General features: G+C 50.4%; 20 protein-coding genes and 1 other annotated feature. Of the genes, 5 read left to right on the top strand and 15 right to left on the bottom strand.

The window, feature by feature from the left end; all coding sequences use genetic code 11:
• Positions 1–4 precede the first annotated feature (4 nt).
• Together BAMF_RS37135 and BAMF_RS41595 are read right to left on the bottom strand one after the other, a co-directional pair.
• Complete coding sequence (locus BAMF_RS37135; protein WP_013353669.1) at positions 5–1,345, bottom strand: amino acid permease; 1,341 nt, start codon at positions 1,343–1,345, stop codon at positions 5–7.
• Between the two features lie 63 nt (positions 1,346–1,408).
• Positions 1,409–1,648 (bottom strand) — a binding site (T-box leader).
• 92 nt (positions 1,649–1,740) lie between these two features.
• On the bottom strand, positions 1,741–1,899 hold the full coding sequence (locus tag BAMF_RS41595) for a hypothetical protein (RefSeq protein ID WP_014471053.1): 159 nt from the start codon (positions 1,897–1,899) through the stop codon (positions 1,741–1,743).
• Between the two features lie 151 nt (positions 1,900–2,050).
• Between BAMF_RS41595 and BAMF_RS37140 the strand changes: the two genes are divergently transcribed.
• From BAMF_RS37140 to BAMF_RS37150, 3 genes are all read left to right on the top strand, one after another.
• Positions 2,051–2,908 (top strand): MurR/RpiR family transcriptional regulator, encoded by an 858-nt coding sequence (locus BAMF_RS37140; RefSeq protein ID WP_013353670.1) that lies wholly within the window; start codon positions 2,051–2,053, stop codon positions 2,906–2,908.
• Positions 2,909–3,090: 182 nt separating this feature from the next.
• Positions 3,091–4,635 (top strand): gluconokinase, encoded by a 1,545-nt coding sequence (gntK, locus tag BAMF_RS37145; protein WP_013353671.1) that lies wholly within the window; start codon positions 3,091–3,093, stop codon positions 4,633–4,635.
• A gap of 26 nt (positions 4,636–4,661) precedes the next feature.
• On the top strand, positions 4,662–5,990 hold the full coding sequence (locus BAMF_RS37150) for a GntP family permease (RefSeq protein WP_013353672.1): 1,329 nt from the start codon (positions 4,662–4,664) through the stop codon (positions 5,988–5,990).
• A gap of 35 nt (positions 5,991–6,025) precedes the next feature.
• Here BAMF_RS37150 and BAMF_RS37155 read toward each other — a convergent pair whose 3' ends face one another.
• The 5 genes from BAMF_RS37155 to BAMF_RS37175 all read right to left on the bottom strand — a co-directional run bounded on the left by BAMF_RS37155 (position 6,026) and on the right by BAMF_RS37175 (position 11,042).
• Positions 6,026–6,748, bottom strand: coding sequence for a LutC/YkgG family protein (locus BAMF_RS37155; protein WP_014471054.1), 723 nt, complete (start codon positions 6,746–6,748; stop codon positions 6,026–6,028).
• A complete protein-coding gene (locus BAMF_RS37160; protein ID WP_013353674.1) occupies positions 6,748–8,178 on the bottom strand; it encodes a LutB/LldF family L-lactate oxidation iron-sulfur protein in 1,431 nt (476 codons plus the stop codon). The genes BAMF_RS37155 and BAMF_RS37160 overlap by 1 nt, the downstream gene beginning before the upstream one ends.
• A 25-nt stretch (positions 8,179–8,203) precedes the next feature.
• Positions 8,204–8,920 (bottom strand): (Fe-S)-binding protein, encoded by a 717-nt coding sequence (locus tag BAMF_RS37165; RefSeq protein WP_013353675.1) that lies wholly within the window; start codon positions 8,918–8,920, stop codon positions 8,204–8,206.
• Between the two features lie 181 nt (positions 8,921–9,101).
• Positions 9,102–10,292 carry an aminotransferase-like domain-containing protein gene (locus tag BAMF_RS37170; protein ID WP_013353676.1) on the bottom strand — a complete coding sequence of 397 codons (1,191 nt, stop codon included), beginning with the start codon at positions 10,290–10,292 and terminating at the stop codon, positions 9,102–9,104.
• Positions 10,293–10,322: 30 nt separating this feature from the next.
• Positions 10,323–11,042 (bottom strand): FadR/GntR family transcriptional regulator, encoded by a 720-nt coding sequence (locus tag BAMF_RS37175; protein WP_013353677.1) that lies wholly within the window; start codon positions 11,040–11,042, stop codon positions 10,323–10,325.
• Positions 11,043–11,246: 204 nt separating this feature from the next.
• Here BAMF_RS37175 and lutP point away from each other — a divergent pair, with 204 nt between their 5' ends.
• The gene (gene lutP / locus BAMF_RS37180) at positions 11,247–12,923 is read left to right on the top strand and encodes an L-lactate permease LutP (RefSeq protein ID WP_013353678.1); all 1,677 of its coding nucleotides are present in this window, start codon (positions 11,247–11,249) and stop codon (positions 12,921–12,923) included.
• 37 nt (positions 12,924–12,960) lie between these two features.
• Here lutP and rpoN read toward each other — a convergent pair whose 3' ends face one another.
• On the bottom strand, positions 12,961–14,271 hold the full coding sequence (gene rpoN / locus BAMF_RS37185) for an RNA polymerase factor sigma-54 (RefSeq protein ID WP_041481742.1): 1,311 nt from the start codon (positions 14,269–14,271) through the stop codon (positions 12,961–12,963).
• A gap of 77 nt (positions 14,272–14,348) precedes the next feature.
• Between rpoN and yvfG the strand changes: the two genes are divergently transcribed.
• Positions 14,349–14,567, top strand: a complete 219-nt coding sequence (yvfG, locus tag BAMF_RS37190) for a protein YvfG (protein WP_003151570.1) — start codon at positions 14,349–14,351, stop codon at positions 14,565–14,567.
• Positions 14,568–14,580: 13 nt separating this feature from the next.
• Here yvfG and BAMF_RS37195 read toward each other — a convergent pair whose 3' ends face one another.
• Genes BAMF_RS37195 through BAMF_RS37225 form a run of 7 tightly spaced genes read right to left on the bottom strand, consistent with a single transcriptional unit; the run spans position 14,581 to position 21,569 of the window.
• A complete protein-coding gene (locus BAMF_RS37195; protein WP_013353680.1) occupies positions 14,581–15,543 on the bottom strand; it encodes a polysaccharide pyruvyl transferase family protein in 963 nt (320 codons plus the stop codon).
• Complete coding sequence (locus BAMF_RS37200) at positions 15,522–16,694, bottom strand: DegT/DnrJ/EryC1/StrS family aminotransferase (protein WP_013353681.1); 1,173 nt, start codon at positions 16,692–16,694, stop codon at positions 15,522–15,524. Before BAMF_RS37200 ends, BAMF_RS37195 begins: the two co-directional genes overlap by 22 nt.
• Before the next feature lie 4 nt (positions 16,695–16,698).
• The gene (locus BAMF_RS37205) at positions 16,699–17,346 is read right to left on the bottom strand and encodes an acetyltransferase (protein WP_013353682.1); all 648 of its coding nucleotides are present in this window, start codon (positions 17,344–17,346) and stop codon (positions 16,699–16,701) included.
• Positions 17,343–17,951: a sugar transferase gene (locus tag BAMF_RS37210; RefSeq protein WP_014471058.1), complete on the bottom strand. Its 609-nt coding sequence runs from the start codon at positions 17,949–17,951 to the stop codon at positions 17,343–17,345. Before BAMF_RS37210 ends, BAMF_RS37205 begins: the two co-directional genes overlap by 4 nt.
• Positions 17,948–19,465 carry an MATE family efflux transporter gene (locus tag BAMF_RS37215; protein WP_014471059.1) on the bottom strand — a complete coding sequence of 506 codons (1,518 nt, stop codon included), beginning with the start codon at positions 19,463–19,465 and terminating at the stop codon, positions 17,948–17,950. The genes BAMF_RS37210 and BAMF_RS37215 overlap by 4 nt, the downstream gene beginning before the upstream one ends.
• Complete coding sequence (locus BAMF_RS37220; protein ID WP_013353685.1) at positions 19,462–20,496, bottom strand: glycosyltransferase; 1,035 nt, start codon at positions 20,494–20,496, stop codon at positions 19,462–19,464. The genes BAMF_RS37215 and BAMF_RS37220 overlap by 4 nt, the downstream gene beginning before the upstream one ends.
• Positions 20,493–21,569 (bottom strand): polysaccharide pyruvyl transferase family protein, encoded by a 1,077-nt coding sequence (locus BAMF_RS37225; RefSeq protein ID WP_013353686.1) that lies wholly within the window; start codon positions 21,567–21,569, stop codon positions 20,493–20,495. Before BAMF_RS37225 ends, BAMF_RS37220 begins: the two co-directional genes overlap by 4 nt.
• Positions 21,570–21,572 lie beyond the last annotated feature (3 nt).

Here is a 21,572-nt window from a genome sequence, read left to right on the forward strand (position 1 = left end):
TTATTTATTGGCGTCTCCCTTTCACAAGATACGCAGCCGTAATGAGCAGATAGATGGCCGCCGTGATGCATGTAATGACGATTGATGTCGTGGCAATCACGCCGATCAGGATGGCCAAAAGCGCAAGCACCGCGAACCATGTGGTGTACGGGAACCATTTTACGTAATAAGCGGGCTGTTCCGCTGCATGTTTTCTTGATTTCAGATGGGCGAACCCGATAATCAGCCAAATGAACAGCACGGTATAGCCTAGTGACCCCATCAAATAATTAAACGTCTGGCTTCCTGCAAATAAAGAAATCAGAACGCCTACATATAAAAACGACGTACATGTAAGAATCGCATAAACGGGGACCTTTTTCTTTGATAGTTTTGAAAAGACTTTCGGCACCCGGCCGTCAGAAGCCTGCGTAAACAAGACGCGGGATGATCCGTACAGTCCCGAGTTCATGGACGAGATAATCGCAAGAAGAATGACGGCGTTCATAATATGGTCGGCACCCGGAATTCCGATCATCTTAAATACGATGACAAACGGGCTTTCGGGAACGCTGTTAACTTGATTCCAAGGAATCAGGCTGACGATGATGAAAAACGGCAGCAAGTAAAAAGCGACAATCCGCGTTAACGTGCTGCGGACAGCTTTCGGAATCACCTTTTCAGGATTTTTTGTCTCCGCCAGCGTGACGCCGATGATTTCCGTTCCGCCGTATGAGTAGATCACAACGAGCATCGCCGTAATGACGCCCCCCGCTCCATGCGGGAAAAACCCGCCGTGGTTCGTTAGATGAGACAGCCCCGGTGCCGTGTGATTGCCGAATGAGAAAAATAACAGCAGAATACCGCATAAAATAAAGATGACAATCACCGTAATTTTAATAAGCGCGAGCCAGTACTCTGTCTCGGCAAACAGCTTAACAGAAAGCATATTAACGACCGTAACAACGATGGAAATGATTAGAGCCAATATCCATATCGGACATTCCGGCAGCCAATATTGAATAAAAATTGCGGCTACTACCGCTTCTGCGGCAATATTGAGCACCCACATTTTCCAATAAATCCAGTCTAAAAAGTATGCAGCGTACGAACCGAGAGACTGCTGAACCAAATCACGGAACGTCCTTGCATTTTTATTTCGGACAGCCATTTCAGCCAGCCCCTGCATAATAAACAGCAGAATAATTCCGCCGAGGAGATAGGCCAATAATACGGACGGCCCGGCTTCATCAATCGCCGTGCTGCTGCCTTTAAAAAGCCCGGCTCCGATCGCGCCTCCAAGCGCCATCATCATAATGTGTCTGGACGACATCGTCCGTTTTAACGTTTGCTTGTCCTTTTCCATCTATCACACGCCCTCTCGCAAAAAATTGTTCATCACATAAAAAAGCACGCCGCCTCTTTTTAGAAAAGAGACGGCGTGCCTCAGGCAGCCGCGGTACCACTCTTGTTGATCCCGAATATCCGGAATCCAGCTTTTAAACCTTTTAACGAAGGTCAGCCGTTAGGACATAGGGAATATTCCGACAATTCCGTTCCGCCCTGCCACTTCCGGGCGAGTTCAAAGAACAATCAGTCCGCGTTGCACCACCCCGCGGCTCTCTTTTTCTGACTGGATTCTTTTACTGCTCCCGTTCACAGTGTTTTATGTTAAATGAATCTCTTGAGTTTTTATTTTCTGAATATAGTAACATAATATACAGTCTTCTATTTTCAAAGTCAATACATAATTTTTGCCGCTTATTGCCCTTCCAAGTCATTTAAAAATCTCAGCAGAAATCCGGAAACCGGGCTTTGCTTTCCGGGTGCCGCGCTTTCCGCTTTTACCTTTGTATTTGCGTATAAAAACAGGGCAAGCGCAATGCCGAATGAAATGACGAGAATCCATGCTTTTTTCATCCAGATTCCTCCTCACTTTTTATCATCGGCGGCCTTTCTCTTTTTTTTATATTTTAAATCGAAAAAACAATTTTAAAATTCTGTTTTCCTTATATTGAAACTTGCTTTATCATAAAAGTATGCGTTTACATTCGAGTAAGGAGGTTATAGCATGACCCCTGTCAATTCAAGCAGCATCGGGAAGATTCAGGCTGCCAGCAAAGGCTTGTCGCCAAAATTGAGAGCGATTGCAGACCATATCGTGAAGGAACCGAAAGACGTGGTTCACCTCTCCATCATTCAGCTGGCGGAAAAAACGAAAAGCTCTGAAGCGACGATTTTCAGGCTGTGCAAGCGTCTCGGTTTTACCGGCTATCAGGATTTAAAAATCACGCTTGCTCAGGAGATCGTTCAGGAGCCGGTACAGCACATTCATGAAGAAATGAGCCCCGATGACGATATCGAAGTCATCATTCAGAAAGTTTTCCGCGCAAATATTTCCGGCCTGACTGATACCTTCCATTTACTAGATCCGGCCGATGTTGAAAAGGCGGTAGAGATGATTCACAGCGCAGACAGAATCGAATTTTACGGAAACGGCGGCTCCGGGCTGATCGCCACTGACGCGTATCATAAGTTTATGCGTACGGGCATAAACTGCATCGCGCATACGGATTCTCACTTTCAGGCGATGTCAGCGGGTCTTCTCGGTCCCGGAAGCGCGGTCATCGGCATTTCTCATTCGGGGAGCAACAAAGATGTGCTCGACGCAGTGAAAACGGCCAAATCGCTCGGCGCAGGAACGATCGGCATTACAAGCTATCAAAAATCGCCGCTCACCCAGATTTCCGACGTTGTGCTGTATACATCAACAAGGGAGACGGCCTTCAGAACGGAAGCGATGTCCGCAAGACTCGCCCAGCTGACAGTCATTGATACACTGTATTTCGCAACTGCCCGTCTGCGGCAGGAGAAAACGCTCGCCAACTTGCAGAAAATCAGAAAAATGATCGCGCACAAACGTTTGTAATCGCTTTCTGAATATTTATTTTTCAAAAGAGAAATGCCGATACAGCGGGAAATGAGGCAATTTTATGAAAAAATTTTTCTTCTTCATCGTTGATTTATAAAAAAATTATTCCTATAATTGACTTTGTAAGGGCATACATTATCAATCTATCTTATTATTCAATTAGATTAGGCGGGATATATATGAAGGAAACCCAAGCTGTTATCGGTCTGGATATCGGCACGACCAGTACGAAAGCCGTTCTGTTCGGACCAAGAGGCAAAGTGTTAGCCAAGCATTCGGTTCACTATGATTTAATACAGCCAAAGCCGGCATGGGCCGAGCAGGATCCTGAGCACATTTTGGAAGCGGTTATCGGAAGCATCAGGGGCGCCGTCACAAAGGCCGGACTGAGTCCTGACAACCTGCTTGCAATCGGTATCAGCACCGCCATGCACTCATTGATTGCTGTCGATCAGCACGGCGGCCTGCTGACCAAAAGCATCATTTGGGCGGACAACCGCAGCGCTGAGCAATCAAAACGGATTATAAAAGAGATGAACGGTTTCGATATTTATAAAAGGACGGGTACACCGATTCACCCGATGTCCCCGCTTTCCAAAATTGTGTGGATGAGAGAGCAGGATAAGGAGACATTCGCGAAAACCGCCAAATTCATCAGTATTAAGGAATATATTCTGCACGAGTTTTTCGGGACATATGTCGTCGATTATTCCATTGCTTCGGCAACGGGGCTGTTCCGTTTAGAGACGCTTTCCTGGGATGAAGAAGCGCTCCGGATTGCCGGAATCCGGGAAGATCAGCTGTCGGACATCGTGCCGACCACTCATCAGCTGCGCGGCCTTGCGCCGGAAATCGCGGCACGGATGGGCATTCATGCGGATACCCCGTTTGTCATCGGCGCAAATGACGGCGTGCTCGCGAACCTGGGAGTAGGCGCGATCGGCAAAGGCGAGGTCGCCGTTACGATCGGAACAAGCGGTGCCGTGCGTTCGGTGACGGATACGCCGATTACGGATGAAAAAGCGCGGACGTTCTGTTACGCGTTGACTGACAAGCATTGGGTCATCGGCGGCCCGACGAATAACGGAGGCATTATGCTGCGCTGGCTTCGTGATGAATTCGCTTCTCCGGAAGTCGAAACGGCGAAGCGGCTGGGCGTTGATCCGTACGATTTAATGATTGATATCGCGGATAAAGTGCCCGCAGGTTCTGAGGGATTGCTGTTTCTGCCGTTTTTATCAGGAGAGCGCGCGCCGTTTTGGAATCCGAATGCCCGCGGAACGTTTTTCGGCATCAGCCTCCGCCATAAACGGGAGCATTTTATCAGAGCGGTGCTGGAAGGCGTCATCATGAGCGTCTTTTCAATCGGGGTCGCACTGAGAGATTTGGCGGGTCCCGCAAAAGACGTGCGGGCATCAGGCGGATTTGCGAGGTCGCCGCTGTGGAGACAGATTTTGTCCGATACGATGGGGCGGGAAGTTCTCGTACCGGAAAGTTATGAAGCCTCGGCGCTCGGAGCTGCCGTCCTCGCTTTACACAGCCTTGGCGAAATGGAACGGATTGAGGATGTTCAGGACTGGATCAGAATTTCTCACCGCCATGAACCAAATGTCAAAAACAGCGAAACATATATTGAGCTGTTTTACTTATACGAGCGGCTGTATGACAAGCTCAAAGATGAATTTGACGTCATCAGTGAATTTCAGCTCAAACAAAGCCGTTAATTCTTCTTTGAAAGGGTGAAAAGGTCATGTTACTGTTTATTGTCATTGCCGCTATTATCGTTTTACTCTTATTGATTACAGTCGCTAAGTTAAATCCTTTTATCAGTCTTTTGATTACATCCATCCTTGTCGGTTTCGCAACGGGCATGCATCTTCCGGACATTATCACTTCGATGAAAACCGGGCTCGGCAATACGCTGTCTCTGCTTGCGATCGTGCTGGCTCTCGGTACGATGCTCGGTAAAATGATGGCTGAATCAGGGGGTGCGGAGCGGATCGCTCACACCCTGATCGGCCGCTTCGGCAAAAAGAAAGTGCATTGGGCAATGATGGCCGTTGCTTTTATCGTAGGCATCCCGGTCTTTTTCCAGGTCGGCTTCGTCCTGCTCGTGCCGCTTTTGTTTACGATTGCGATTGAAACCGGCGTTTCATTAGTGACGATCGGGATTCCGCTCCTTGCGGGGCTTTCCGTCGTGCACGGATTGGTTCCGCCCCACCCGGCGGCGATGGCGGCTGTCGGCATTTATCACGCAAATGTCGGAAAAACGATTTTGTATTCTTTAATCGTCGGCATTCCGACTGCCATCATCGCGGGGCCGCTTTACGGAAAATGGATTGGTAAGCGCATTCACAAACCCGTTCCCGAACTTTTGAAAAAACAATTTATTGAACGGAATGAGAAACACAAGCTTCCTGGATTCGCAAATACATTGTTTACGATATTGGTACCGGTGATCCTGATGCTTATGGCAACGCTTGCCGAAATTGCGCTTCCGGAAAAAAGCACGCTCTATGAAACTTTTAAATTTATCGGCGATCCTGTCACGGCGCTTTTGATCGCCACGGTTTACTCCTTTTTCAGCCTTGGTTTTTATCAGGGCTTTAACAGAGAAAGCATTTTAAAATTCAGCAATGACTGTCTGGGACCGATCGCTTCAATTCTGCTTGTGATCGGAGCCGGCGGCGCTTTTAACAACGTCCTGATTGATTCAGGCGTCGGCACTTATATCGCTGATCTGGCGAAGCATTCAAGCTTCTCTCCCGTTCTTTTAAGCTGGACGATCGCGGCAGTCATACGCGTCGCCACAGGTTCAGCGACTGTCGCCATGATGACGGCGGCCGGCATTGTCGCACCGATTGCATCTGTCATGCCGGGCGTCAGCAGCGAGCTTCTTGTTTTAGCAACAGGAGCGGGTTCTTTGATTCTGTCTCATGTCAACGACTCCGGTTTCTGGCTTATTAAAGAATACTTCGGAATGACGGTGAAAGAAACATTCCTGACATGGACGGCGATGGAAACGATTATTTCTGTCAGTGCGATTTGTTTTATCATGATCATTAACGCGTTTATATAAAAACAGCCCCCGGACTGAACCGGGGGTTGTTTTTGTTATCGGTCATTCACAAGGATATAAGCAGCTTTAACGGGTCCGTGGACGCCGACAACCAAATCCATTTCGATATCGGCCGAGTTGCTCGGTCCGGTAATATAGTTGATGCAGGAAGGAACAGTGACGCCGTCTCTGATCTGCTGTTTCAATATATCACTGGCCTGCGTCATTCTCGGCACAATGGAAGATTTCGGGATGATTGCGATATAGGTGGTCGGAAGCAGGCTGACAGAACGGCCGGCATGCTCTGACGCATACAAAACGACGGTGGCTGATTCCGCAAGCGTGATCTCGCTGAATGTGATGCCCACATTCGCCTGTTCCGCTTTTTCAATATTTTTCGCTCCTTGTTCCGCATCCCATTCCCAAACCGGAATCCCTTCATCCGGCCACTCTTCTGTCATAAGGCTCTGCAGGCCGTATGTTTCAAACCGGCTGTCTTTCGGGATAATGACAGGCCCCCCTTCAAAGCGTTCCACCTGCGTGCGCAAAGCGGCGTAAAGCCCGGCGGCATCCGTTTCGATCAGCTCCGTATGAATGTTGACACAGTGGTCTTTCAGCATCATGACAAGGTCATCTTCCGTACAGTCCGCGTGCGTTTCATATTGAGGCTGATACTTCCATTCAGGCAGGGACACGCCTGATTTTCTGCGCTCTCTGCCCAGGCTTTCGGCAATCCGGTTTAAAAAGGATTCCTGATGTTTAACCGTCCCTTTCATCATCATTCTTCCTCCTTTTGTGTTTCCCGATCTTTAAACCAATCTCGGAATCTCGATTTATGCGGCGCCGGGAAGTCCCGGACTGTTGTCCATCCCTTTAACGGTCCCGGTCCTTTTGATATTTTGTCATCTTCCGTAAACGGCATCATGGCGGCTGGCGCCCATTTTGATCCCATTTTATAAAGAGACGGGGATGATGAGCCGAGCCCGAAGGCTTTCATGGCCAGTTTTTCGCTGAACGGCGCTTTGCCCTCTTTTTCCACGATGTTCTGCCGGTGCTTGAGCAGGAGCTCGTGCAGCGGAATTTTAACGGGGCACGCTTCCGTACAGGCCGCGCATAAGGAGGATGCGTACGGAAGCTCCTTATACTCGTCGTATCCGCCGAGAAGCGGCGATAAGACGGCGCCGATCGGGCCCGAATAGATGGACCCGTACGAATGTCCGCCGACATGCCGGTATACGGGACAGACATTAATGCAGGCGGCGCAGCGGATACATTGCAGCACCGATTGAAATTCGGTGCCGAGTATGCGGGAACGCCCATTGTCCACAACCACTAGATGGAATTCCTCCGGTCCGTCAGCTTCTCCCTCCCGCCGGGGGCCCGTCAGCGCCGTAATGTAACTTGTAAGCCGCTGGCCGACGGCGCTTCTCGTCAGCATGCTGACAAGCACTTCAAACTCAGAAAATGAAGGAACGATCCGCTCCATTCCCATTACGGTAATCTGCGTCTTCGGCAGCGCGGACACAAGGCGGCCGTTTCCTTCGTTTGTCACGAGACTGACTGAACCAGTATCCGCGATTGCAAAGTTGCAGCCCGTGATGCCGACGTCCGCTTCGAGAAATTTTTTCCGGAGAACGCTGCGCGCGTGCATAACGAGCTCTTCCGGTTTTTCCGTCTGCTTGTATCCGAGTCTTTCTTTAAACACGTCACGGATCTGCTCTTTGTTTTTGTGAAGAGCGGGAGCAACGATGTGTGACGGCGGGTCGTGATCGTCAATCTGGAGAATGTATTCGCCCAGATCCGTTTCTGTGACTTCACAGCCCTCTTCCTCAAGCACTTCGTTCATATTGATTTCTTCTGTCACCATGGATTTGGATTTCACGATTTTTTTGGCGTTTTTCTGCCGAATGACATCGCGGATATATGAGGACGCTTCTTCCGCCGTTTCGGCGAAAAAGACGTGTCCGCCTCTTTTGGCGACGTTTTCGGCGAGCTGTTCTAAATAGAAATCAAGATTGTCCAGCACATGCTGCCTGATTTCTTCCGCATGCGAACGCCAATCCTCCCAGTTTCCCAATTCCTCTGCCGCCTGAAGCCTTCTTGTCCTGAGCCGTTCCTGCGCTCCGGAGACGGCTCCTCTCATAAACTCATTATCTATTCCTTCTGATACCCGCTCTTTAAAAGCGGCGGTGCCGATTTTCATCGCCATGATTTTACCCCCCTGTTGTTTCTCGTTATCTGCTGTTCAGCACTTCGGCGATGTGCATGACTCTGACGTTTTTTTCTTTCCGGTCAAGACGCCCGCCGATATTCATCAGACAGCCGCAATCCGCCCCGATCAGCACCTCGGCCTCCGTGTCTTCCACACAGGCGACCTTCTCATCCACCATTTGTTCGGAGATTTGCGCCATTTTCACGGAAAACGTTCCGCCGAACCCGCAGCATTGATGTTTTCCGGGAAGCGGAGTAAACTCAAGCCCCTTCACATGGCGCAAAAGCTTCATCGGCTCCTCCGACACGCCGAGCAGCCTTGTCATGTGGCACGATGTATGTAATGTCGCTTTTTTATGCAGCACCGCACCGACATCCTCCACCCCGAGAATATTGACAATAAAATCTGTTAACTCATATGTTTTGTCTGCAAGCTGCTGCGCTTTTGCCGCCCACTTCGGATCGTCCTGAAACAGATGCGGATAGTCACGGAACATCGTCGTACAGGAGCCTGACGGACTGACGACGTACTCCGCTTCCTCAAACGCGGCAATCATCCGCTTCATCGCTTTTTTCGCATCCGTCACATACCCGCTGTTGTATGCCGGCTGACCGCAGCAAATCTGACCCTCGGGAAAATCCACCTCACACCCGAGCCGTTCCAGCAACTCAACCGTCGCCTTTCCGACATTGGTCTGGAACATATCCACAAGGCACGTGACAAATAATGAGACTTTCATGATGAACCCCTCTTTCATCCTCAATATATTGATCCGGTCATCTGATGACCTGTTTTTGGGAAAGCTCTATAAATATCCTACACTATTCTGAATATGGATTGGAAGGTTTTTCTGAAAAATCCTGTTGTCCGATGCGCTAAGGGCACAAAAAAAGAGAAGCCCGAAAGCTTCTCATGCTGCTTTACACCTCGTTTTCCAGCAGGCGCCCCAGCTTTTGCACACCCTCTTTTATCGCAGCTTTACCTGCATAACTGAACGACAGGCGGAGATATTCCGCACCGTCTTTCTGGTTCAGAAAAAAATATTTTCCGGGTACATAGGAAACGCCTGAAGAAAGAGCCCGCGCCAGCAGTGCGGACGTATCCGCACCCGGCACTCTCACCCAAACAAAATAACCGCCGTCCGGCACGTTCCAGGATGCGGATTCCGGAAGATATTGCTCTAATGCGGCGAGTAAAACGTCACGTTTGCTCCGGTATGCTTCCCGCAAGGCGGCGAGCCGTTCTTCAACATTCGTTTGTTCCAGATAGACGGCGGTCACCGCTTGAGAAAATGGGTGGTCCAAGTCTTTTTTAAACCATGACAAAGCCTTGATGAAAGAAGCGTTCCCTGCAATCCAGCCGATCCTCATACCCGGGGCGATGACTTTTGATAATGAACCGGCGTACAGTACCCGGCCGTTCTGATCCATGGCCTTTAAAGGCGGCGGGATATCAGTGAATCCCAGCTCTCCGTATGCATCATCCTCCAAGATGAGAAAATCATACGTTTCGGCCAGCTGAAGCAGGCGGGTTCTCCGCTTTGCTGACATCACAGTTCCCGCAGGATTCTGAAAAGCGGGTATCGTGTACAGAAGACGGGGAAGCACAAGCCCTTTGCGTTTTCTTTCCTCAAGCATGAGGGCTAATGTTTCTGTTTGCAGGCCCTCTTGATCTGCCGGAACGCTCATCATATGCGGTGTGTAATTTTTAAAAATCTCGAGCGCCTCCATGTAGGCAGGAGCTTCAACGGCAGCGGCGGTTTGTTCATCGAGAAAAACCCGGGCAGCCAGATCTATCGCCTGACAGGCGCCTGAGGTCACGATCAGTTCATCGTCCCGGCAGTGAATGCCGCGGACAGCTAATCGTTTTTGAATCTGCTTTTTTAAAACGGCCGGCCTCGGACTTCCCATATAATGCAGCGGCAGATCGCGTTCCTCATCGAGAAGACGGGATGCAGCTTCTTTCAGCTCCTTATCAGGAACGAGTGCGGGATTGGGATAGCCGGAATGCAGAGGGATGCACGCTTTCGGAACATCCGGCATCCATTCCCCGGGAGGATCGTTTGTAAGGGCTTTCTTTACATGGTCAGAAAAAAAAGATTCGGCCTGCATGTGATCTTATCCCCTTTCACAAGTCAGCTTTTATACATTTTCTTCAAAATAAGCCCCCAGCACTTCTTCCACATTCGTCAGGTGCGCCGTCATCGCGGCTTCCGCTTCATCCGCGTCTCCGGCGGCGACGGCGCTGTAAATGCGTTCATGCTCTTCATATAATCTTTTCACGCTCGTTTGTTTAGAAAACAGCCAAATCTTTCTCGTTTCTCTCATCGTTTCCAAAAGCAGCGCGGAGACATGATTCATGAGATGCTTGAGCAGACCGTTTTGTGATGCTTCCGCCAGCGCCATATGAAAGGAGAAATCTGCTTTTTCCCCCAATTCTTCGTCTCCGTCGATGTCTTTCATCTCCATGAGAGCTTGGCGGATTTTCTGTAAATCTTCTTCTGTTCGTTTTTCAGCGGCCATGGCGGCGACACCCAATTCAAGCAGCTTTCTGACTTCGAGCAGCTGTTTGACGTCCTCTTTTTTCATTAAGAGGGCGGAAGAAAGCGGCTGGGAAATATGGGCCGGTTCAAATTCTTTTATGTATGTGCCTTCTCCCTGTTTCATGTCGACGAGCCCCATCGCTTTCAAAGCTGACAGCGCTTCTCTGACTGCCGAGCGGCTGACCTGAAAACTCTCAGAAAGCGCCTGAACGGAATCAAGCTTTTCACCCGGCTTAAGCTCGCCCGCTTTTATCTTCTCAAGCAATGCATCAGCGACTTCTTCGTAGATTTTTTTCGTTTTAATTTGTTTATATTTCAACGCGATCACCCCGTCACTTGTGAATCTTGATGTTTATCGTCTATTATACTTCTTTTTTCGAGCCGCCGACAGGTTCAGACAATTTGTTTCAGAAAAGTATTGTATTTTCAAAACCTTCAAAATATAATGCTAATTAACCCGGTCATCAGATGACCTTATCATAAAAAGTAATCGTTTACATGTCATAAGGAGGGGTTTTTAGGGATGCAATGGACACAGGGGTATGCTCCTTTAGGGGGAAATTTGCTTTTATCGGCAGCTTGCGCGCTCGTGCCGATTATCTTCTTTTTTTGGGCGCTGGCGGTGAAACGGATGAAGGGGTACATAGCGGGTCTTTTGACATTAGCCGTTTCACTTTTAATCGCTGTATTTGTTTACGGAATGCCGGCGGAAAAAGCGGTGCTGTCCGCTTCGCAGGGAGCGGTGTACGGGCTGCTTCCGATCGGCTGGATTATCATCACGTCCGTCTTTTTGTATAAAATCACCGTGAAAACAGGACAATTTGAGATTATCCGAAGTTCGGTGCTGGCGATTACAGATGACCGCCGTTTACAAGCGCTGCTCATCGCCTTTTCATTCGGAGCGTTTTTAGAAGGCGCCGCCGGTTTCGGCGCTCCCGTCGCGATCTCGGCCGCTTTGCTCGTCGGACTTGGTTTTCAGCCGCTTTATGCGGCGGGGATCTGCCTGATTGCCAATACCGCGCCCGTTGCCTTTGGCGCGATCGGCATTCCGATTACCGCCGTCGAAGGTCCGACCGGAATACCGGCTATGGAAATTTCTCAAATGGTCGGCCGGCAGCTGCCGTTTTTATCCGTATTTATTCCGCTTTATTTAATCATTTTGATGAGCGGATTTAAAAAGGCTTTTGAAGTCTGGCCGGCCATTCTTGTTTCCGGCGTCTCCTTTGCGGCCGTGCAGTACGCAAGCTCAAACTTTTTAGGGCCTGAGCTGCCTGATGTGCTGTCGGCGCTTGTGTCCATGGCCGCGCTCACCGTGTTTTTGAAATTTTGGAAACCGAAAACGGCCTTTCGTTTCGCGGCAGAACGGGAATCAGCCGCAGCCGCTGACGTCACGCCGGCCGTGTACGGGGGGGCTGCGGTTTTTAAAGCATGGTCTCCTTTCCTTCTTCTGACGGCCATGATATCCGTTTGGGGGATTCCCGGCGTGAAGGCCGCCTTGACCGGTCATTACGAAGGAACGTCAATATGGCTTTCCTGGCTGAATGCAGCCGGGAAAGCATTGACCTTCACGCCTCCCGTCCCATTTGTAAATCAGCAGATTCTTCAGGCTGATGGCACGCCGATTGAAGCCGTGTACAAGCTTGAATTTTTCGGTTCAGCGGGCACGGCGATTCTGATTGCGGCCGTCATCTCCAAGTTCGCACTCGGCATGCCGTGGAAGTCATGGGGCGGGGCATTTATAGAAACCATAAAAGAACTAGCGCTTCCGATCGTCACCATCGTATCTGTTGTCGGCTTTGCTTATGTCACGAATGCTTCCGGCATGAGCGCGACACTCGGTCTTGCGCTTGCCATGACTGGCGCGATGTTTACCTTTTTTTCGCCGGTGCTCGGCTGGCTCGGCGTGTTTATTACCGGCTCTGATACGTCGGCCAATTTATTGTTCGGCGGATTGCAAAAGGTGACGGCGCTCTCTGTCGGGATGGATCCGGTTCTCTCTGTCGCCGCCAATTCATCAGGCGGCGTCACCGGAAAGATGATTTCTCCCCAATCCATTGCGGTGGCCTGCGCCGCTGTCGGTCTGGCAGGCAAGGAAGCAGAGCTTTTCCGCTTCACGATTAAGCACAGTCTGTTTTTGCTTTTGCTCGTCTGCCTCATTACATTTTTACAGCATCATCTGTTTTCATGGATGATCCCCTAACAAAGAGAACCTCCCCGGGAATTGGCTCGGGGAGGTTTCAGCTGTATCGTTTTCTCGCCGATGACGGCGGGATATTTAATTGGTCACGGTATTTGGCGACGGTGCGTCTTGAAATTCGGATGTCATATTGTTCAAGCAGCAGGTCGGCAAGCTTTTGGTCTGAAAAAGGTTTCTTTTTGTCTTCTTTACGGACCAATGCTTCCAGGTGTGCTTTTACGGCATAGTTTGAGGCGCTGCCGTCTCCCGATGATTCAGCTTTCGCCGAAAAAAATGTTTTCATATCGTACAGTCCGTACGGCGTCTGCACGTACTTTCCTTTGATGGCCCGGCTGATCGTTGATTCATGGAGCTCCAGCGTTTCCGCCACCTCTCTTAAGGTCAGCGGCTGCATGCCGCTTTTTCCTGTGAGAAAAAAGGATGCCTGCCGTTCAGTCAGGACGCCGATAATTCTCGTGATCGTTTGTTTTCTTTGCGATAAAGCCCGGTTCAGCCAGCGCCATTCCTGATATTTTGCCGACAGATAATCTTTCGTGTCACGGCATCCGGCGGCTGACAGCATCGGCCGATAATGGGCATGAAGCTGGATATCCGGGAACGAACGGCTGTTGAGCCGCGCTTGAATGATGCCGTTTTTCACCGTGCTGAAAATATCCGGTTCAACGTAAAAACCCGGTTCCTCATGCGCATAACGGAGCCCCGGCCTCGGGTCAAGCGCGCTGATCATGTCAAAGATGTCCTGAATGTCTTTGAGCGGAATGCCCGTTTGCAATGTAAGCGCTTTCCAGTTCTTTCTTGCAAAAAGCTCAAAATAGGCGCCGGCAATCCATTCCGCCTGTTCGTTCCGCTCGGGCAGACGGCGGAGCTGAAGAAGGATGCATTCCTGCAAAGACCTGGCGCCGATTCCCGCGGGCTCAAGCGATTGAAGCTTTGCCAGAACGGCTTCCGTCTCCTCTAGTGAAGCGGATACATGGTCGGCGGCAGCTTGTATGTCCTCTTTTAAATATCCGTTAGAATCCAAGGAATATATCAGATAATTAAAAATTTTCTTTTCAGCATCGGACAGCTTCATGTCTATGGCCTGCTGTTTGAGCGAATCCTGCAGCGTTTTGCGCGTAAGCCTGATCTGCTGGCTTACGTCCTGTTCTTTCATCCTGTTTTTATTTGTTTTATGGTAAGATAGTGGCGGCGTGTCTGTTTCCTTTCGTTCAATCAGAGGGTTTTCCAGAGAGAGCTCATCAATATACCCGGCCAGTTCCGCGGAATTGTATCCGAGTAAAGTGATGGCCTGTTTAAGCTCTTGAGTCAATTGAGGCTTTAAAATTTGTGTTTGCTGAAGTTTGATATCCATCATGCTCACTCCCCTTTTTTCATTGTACATGATTGGTTTCATACCGTATATACTTATTAAAAGGAGTTGCTTTATAGATGTCAGAACTTTTTTCTGTTCCTTATTTTATTGAAAACTTTACACAGCATATTGAAATGAATCCGAATGAAGACCGAATTCATGCGATGAACAGCTATTACCGCTCCGTCGTCTCAACCCTTGTACAGGATCAGCTGACGAAAAACTCGGTTGTGCTCAAAAGAATTCAGCATTTGGATGAGGCGTATAACAAAGTAAAACGGGGAGAAACAAAATAAACCTTCCGCTCATTCAAAGCGGAAGGTTTTCCTTCGTGCCTGCAGTCTCGATCAGACGGACGTCCGGCGCTTCGTGTGTCCAGGTGTGATAATAGTTGGCGTTTTTCCCGTATGAATTATCAATGACAGTATTCGGTTTCCCAAGAAGCGAGGACAGGATGTGGCCGTGAAGCCTTGACGTTTCCGCCGATTCGTACTTGCTGAAAAACCGGACCGCTTTTTTCGTCAGGAAATCCGAATAGAATTTCCAAAACCGCGCAATCGGCAGCAGGTTTCCCGCTTTTTTATTCAGGACATTCAGCGTCTGGAAAAAAGCGATTCCCCGGCGGTCGCTTGCTGACAGCACATGCTGCCAGTCGCAGCTTTTAACGGAATGATTGTTTTGCAGTTTCGGATTGATTTCCCCGTCAGTGCGGATAAAATGAAGCCTGCCGCGTGACGGAGCCGCTGCCGTCTTGATCGGATACAGCTGATGGGCCATATCAGGCAGAAGTCCGATGTGATTCGCCGAAAAAAAGCGTTTCGCAGTCTCGTGTGACACATGATCTCTCGTAAACAGGTGCAGATCCTTGTGCTCCGCAAAAAGCGCCGCTGTCTTTCGCAGCCGTGTTTCATCCTGATAATAGATGGATTGGGGCAGAATGACGATCCTGTTTTCGGGAAAGGCTTTGACGATTTTTTCTCTGAACGTCTGATAGTACGGATAGAGATCCCCGAAATTCCCGCCTCCCTGACAGACGATGATCGTCTTTTTATCCGCCCTGCGCCCGAACGGAAAATTGTCAGGATTCCAGCGCTGTTTCACGCGGATGCCGTGCGCTTTAAAAAACGCCTCCGTCCCTTTCATAATCAATAAATCCCCTACATTTCCATAGAGGGGATAGTCGGCATAAATGATGTCAGACTGGGGCGGTATGACGCTGAGCAGACCTGTCAGCGTCTCTTTTAATCGGCTCATGACATGGCGGCTGTCCATGTTTTCTCCCCTTTCGTTTCAAACAGTTGTGCTAGTGCGTCAATGACACGCTGCTGCTCTTCAATAGACAAATCAGACCCGGACGGCAGACAAATGCCCCGGCTGAAAAGGTTCTCAGAGACCCGTTCATGATCGCTGTGAGGATAAAAAACGGAAGATGAGAAAAGCGGCTGCGTATGCAGCGGTTTCCACAGCGGACGGGCCTCAATATTTTGTTCGGCAAGACAGGCGACGGCTTCCTCAGGCGTCACGCCGTTATCAAGCGTCAGAGCCGTCAGCCATCGGTTTGAAACCGTTCCTTCAAGCTCCGGCATCATGCGGATGCCCGGATACGTTTCCAGCGCTTCCTTATACCTGTGAAAGATTTCTCTCCTCGCCCGGACGCGTTCTTCGAGCACTTCCAGCTGCGATATACCGACGCCTGCGAGAATGTTGCTGAGCCTGTAGTTATAACCGAGCTCACTGTGCTGGTAATGAACGGCGGCATCTCTCGCCTGTGACGCAAGAAACTTCGCTTTTTCAATAGCTGCTTCATCGTCAGACACGAGCATGCCGCCTCCCGATGTTGTAATGATTTTGTTGCCGTTAAAGGAATAAATGCCGAAACGGCCGAACGTGCCGCTCTGTCTGCCTTTATATGTTGATCCTAAGGACTCGGCTGCGTCTTCAATCAGACAGACTCCGTATGCGTCGCAAAGGCGTAACAATTCATCCATTTTTGCGCTTTGGCCGTAAAGATTGACGGCGATCACCGCTTTCGGGAGCCTGCCGCACCGTTTTGCATCCCGGAGCGCCCGCTCAAGCGCGGCGGGCGACATGTTCCACGTCTCCCATTCCGAATCAATGAAAACGGGCTCTGCCTGCTCATACACAATCGGATTCGCCGTGGCGACAAACGTAAAGGAAGGACAAAATACAGCGTCTCCTTTTTTCACACCCGCAAGCCGCAGGGCAAGATGGATGGCCGCCGTTCCCGAGCTTACGGCCGCCGCGCTTTTCACCCCCGCATATTCCGCGAGCCGCGCTTCAAACGAATTGACGAGCGGACCGAGCGGCGCAATCCAATTGGAACGGAAGGCTTCCGCGATGTATTCCTGTTCTTTTCCGCTCATATGAGGCGGAGACAAATAAATCCGTTTGTTTGTTTGCATGAAATCATCCTTTTTCATTATGAATAGAGGAGATGACGCGGGCCGGAACGCCGACCGCCGTCACATGATCGGGAATCCGGCTGATGACGGCAGCCCCCGCGCCGATAACCGACCAAGGACCGATGTCTGTCCGCGGTATGACAGACGCGCCGATTCCGATGTGCGCTCCTTCCCCGACTTTCACTCCGCCGGCAAGCGCAGCGCGCGGGGAAAGATGGACGTAATCTCCGATTGCATTGTCATGATCGGCAACCGCACCTGTATTGATGATGCAATGCGCGCCGATGTCAGCGCCCGCCTGAATGACGGCGCCCGCCATCACAACCGTTCCGTGTCCGACGGAAGCCGTATCACTGACGATTGCCCCGGGGTGAATGAGAGCGGTGTAATCATCATGTTCAAGCCCAAGCGTTTCAGCGAGCTGCTTTCTTACACCATTGTGACCGATGCATATCGTGAATACGGCTCCCGGGACGAGTTTCCGAAGCATGTGCACGTCTTTCGTTCGGCCCGTATACAAACCGTCCCGAACGGTAAAACCGCTGAATCCGTCGTCCAATATGCCCGCAAGCTCCATATCGGAACGAGCCTTCACGATTTCCTTTACAACTTTTCCGTGTCCGCCGTTTCCGATCAGCACGACCTTTTTCACGATGACATATCTCCGCTGCCTGTGAAGCGCTTTGCCGTCGCATGGCCGGATTGATGTATCCCCTCTGACACGAGAACCTTTTTCACAGTTAACAGCAGTATTTTCAAGTCGAGAAGGAATGTGCGGTTATCGACATACCACACGTCGAGCTTGAATTTTTCTTCCCAGGAAATCGCATTTCTCCCATTAATCTGCGCCCAGCCCGTAATGCCCGGTTTCACCTCATGCCGCCGCGCCTGCTCCGCCGTGTAAAGCGGCAGATAATCCATCAGCAAAGGGCGGGGGCCGACCAGACTGATATCGCCTTTGATCACATTAAAAAGCTGGGGAAGCTCATCGATGCTCAGTTTTCTGATCAGCTTTCCCGCTCTGGTCAGACGCAGATGATCCGGAAGCGGCGCACCGTTTTCGTCACGCGCATCCGTCATCGTCCTGAGTTTATACAAAGTAAACGGACGCCCGTTATACCCGGGTCTCGTCTGTTTAAAGAACACCGGCGACCCGATGGCGAATCTGACGGCGGCCATGGCGAAGAGAAGAATGACACTTGCGCCGCACAATAACAAAATCGCGGCCGTTATATCAAATACACGTTTCGCCTTCAAATCTGAACAGCTCCTTTCACTTTTCGGCATTTCTGTAAAGCAAGCCGCCTTTCTTCCTTCGTACAAATGAAGAAAAAAGCGAATGCGGCATAGCTCACGCATACGGCAAGCCCTGCGGCAATCAGGCCGGTCCAGCTGTCAAGCGGTGAAAACAGCTGGATTCCCCGGCAGACAGCCCAGGCAAATACAGCCGCCGCCAACGGACCGAACATGCCTTTGTAAAACGCGGTTTTCTGAAAGCCGGTAATATGCGAAACATACAGCGGCGTGAAGACGGCATTTTTCAAAATGAGAGAGACAGCTCCGGCAATGGTGATGCCGTACAGGCCGAGATGAGCCGGCCCGCTGAGAACAACGGCCAATAGAACATTCAGTCCGCCTAAGCATAAAGTAACGACGGCGGGCGTTTTTTGTTTATTAAAAGCCGTCCATACGTAAAATAGCGGCATGACAGAGAGACTGACCGCCAAATACGCGGCGTGAATGTATAAAATAGGCGCCGTCTGCACAAACGACGGGCCCAGCCAAATCGACAGAAACGGTTCGGCAAGCCCTCCTAATAAGGCGGCGGGAAGCGCGAGCAGAAGCCCGTTGAGCCGCACGGCCTTATTGGCGTAAGACAGGAGACCTTCCATATCGCCTTTTGAATAGCAGGAAGTCAAAACCGGCGCAAACAGCGAAGCGAGCGTCCCGGCAAGACTTCTAAGCAGAAGCGGAAATTGGATAATCGCCGCATAAATGCCCGCTTCCGACGGCCCCAGCACAAGGTTTGCCGTCATCAGGTCAATCTGCAGAAACAGCAGCACGCCGATCTGGTTGACAGAGCTCCATGCACCGGCCGAAAACAGCACTTTGCTCGTCTGTAATGACAAGGCTTTCCGCCTGAAAGAAAACCACGGAATCAATTTCTTAAAAAAGAAAAACGTCAGCACGGCCGCGCAGACGGCACCGGCTAAAGCCGAGAGCTGGATCTGCCAGATCTTCGGGGGAAGGAACGTAAACAGAGCGAGCACACACAGCACCCTGACCAGCATTTGCACGGCCTGAATGGAGCTTGTGATATAAAGCTTGTTGGCAAAAAACGGCCCCGTCGCGAAACCTGCCATAAAAAACGTCAGCATAAACAGCACACTGCCGATCACGATAGAGAGCCTCACATCCGTTAACAGCCCGGCCGGAACATTCATGATGCGGTCAATAAAAAAAGCCGTCCCGGCGAGCGGCACAGCGAGCAATAGCGAAATCACGACAGACGCGGCTAAATAATTGCTTACATACGCATTGGCCTCATCCCTGTTCCCCCTGTGGGCGGCGACGGAGAAAAACCTCACAACGACAGAGCTCAGCGCAACGGTAATAATAGAGAAATAGTTAATGATATTCTGTGTCAGATGGACAAACCCAAAAGCCTCTACACCTAATGTTTTGACAATAAAGGGGGTCATCCATACTGATAAAAACACCGATAGTAAAAACGCCGTCACATTGGCGCCGAAATTAATGGCAAATTTCATGCTCCTTCCGCACTGCCTTTCTCTTTCGTTTTCCGATCGAAAAATGCATGCAGAAGCAGCGGAAGGCGCATTTTGCACAGACCGAGCACCACACGTTCCCCGGCCAGCAGCTGTTTATGCCGGCACGGCGTGCTGCGCACCGCCGTTTTTACCATGTCATACGTTAAAATTCTGCCGATGTGCGCCGTAATCTCATGTGACGGCTGCGGGGCGGCGCATGCATTGGCGATCAGCATCGGGATCTGATGCTTACACAAATACGTATTGATATCGCTTTGGCAGGCGTCCGTCAGCCCGTTCGCCTCATAAAAAGCCATTTTCGCTTCATATTGCTTTTGCAGTTCGTCATCTAAGTGTGGCTTAAACGGAGTTTCTGTAAGGCTTGTGGGGTTTTCCCGGTAAATATAAAGCCCTTCATCTATCACTTTGACACGTGCTGCATGGCGGAACGCTGCCAAGTTAAACGGAGAGTCCTCGGCAAATCGGATATCTTCATGAAACAGCAGCCCTTGCAATACTTCTCTCCGGTATATATAACGCCATACGTACCAAATAAACCGATGTTCGTGCGCGCAGGTCAGCAGATCAGTCATCTCAGCCGCTGTGAAGACGCGGCCCGGCGGAATGGACGGCGGCATATACGCTCTTTCCTTAGACGGCGTTTCCTTATAATAGCCGCATCCGGCGATATCCAGCCGGTTCTTCTCCGCTTCTTCATAAAGCCGCTCGAACATCGTTTCCGTCACATAGTCATCGCCGTCCACAAAGCCGATATAACGGCCGCGGGCGGCTTTAATTCCGGCATTGCGGGCCGAGCTGAGACCGCCGTTTTCTTGATGAATCACCCGGATTCTCGCATCTTCTGCGGCGAATTGTTCGGCCATCCGGCCGGACTGATCCGGTGAGCCGTCATTGACGAAAATAATTTCGATGTCTCTCAGCATCTGTTTTGTTAAAGATACCGCGCATGCTTTAATAAAAGGCTCTGTCTTATACATCGGGACGATTACGCTTACCAGCGGCGCGTTCATTGGGCATCACCGCTGATTTTCGAGCGCAGCCCGGCAAAATAAACACTGCGCATAGAACCGCCTTCCTCATACTTGCCGCTCAGCAGCCGGTTTACAGCGGCCGTCACGGCTTCAGGCTCCGGACGTTCAAGCAATGTCATGTTCGGTATATGTTTCAGCCATTGAAAGCCTTCCATCACTTTATGGTCAAAAGAACGAATGACGACACAAGGCGTTTTCGTCAGCGCACAAAAAATCATCCCGTGAAGCCTGTCAGTTACGACGGCTTCCGCGCCTTTCAGTGTATTCCACAGCGCCTCCAGCTCTTCTTCCCGTGTATGGCGGCTGACTCTCCGGCCGACCGTCGTGGTAAAGGAATGCAGCTCTCCGTATTCTTCAGCCAAAGCTTCTTTTACCATCGTTCTTTCCTCAGCGGTCAGCGCGCTCTCCCGGTCCTCACGTAAGCAGAGGTAGATCCCTTCCCGCGGGAGGCGCCGTTCGCTTTTATCCAAATATAAGACCATGTCAGGCTGTTTGAGCACTGTTTTTCCGGGAAAATGACGCTTCATCCATTGATACGTCGTCTCGTCTCTTGCCATTAACAAAAGGTCGGGATGCGCATTATACACTTTTTGGGCGCGTTTCAGTTCCTTCCGCCCCTTTTTTGAATCAGAAAAGTGAGCCGTCGCCGGAAGCTGAACGATCCGATACTGATGGAATGTTTTTATAATAAAACGGCGCGTCCATTCCTCATAACGGTACAAATCACCCATGTTCCCGCCGCCGATGATGAATACCATATCATCGGGGTGGCGTTTTTTGATCAGCGCTTTTGCGGATCTGTATATATCCTTCATATCCACCTCAATGATGTCAAAATCGGGATACTCCCGTTCAAGAAACGTTTTGCTTGCGTAGGCGATGGCGTGATCGCCGAGATTATCGTGGGACGGAAGCAGCGTCAGAATGATCTTTTTTCTTGCCGCTGTATGCCCCGCCCCGTCCGCTGCCGTTCCGAAATGAAATTGAGACGGGTATTTCACCTTAAGCAAAAGCCATTCCGCGAGATTGATTTTTAAAGATTGTATCGACATGTC

It is taken from the genome of Bacillus amyloliquefaciens DSM 7 = ATCC 23350, assembly GCF_000196735.1.
GTDB lineage: Bacteria > Bacillota > Bacilli > Bacillales > Bacillaceae > Bacillus > Bacillus amyloliquefaciens.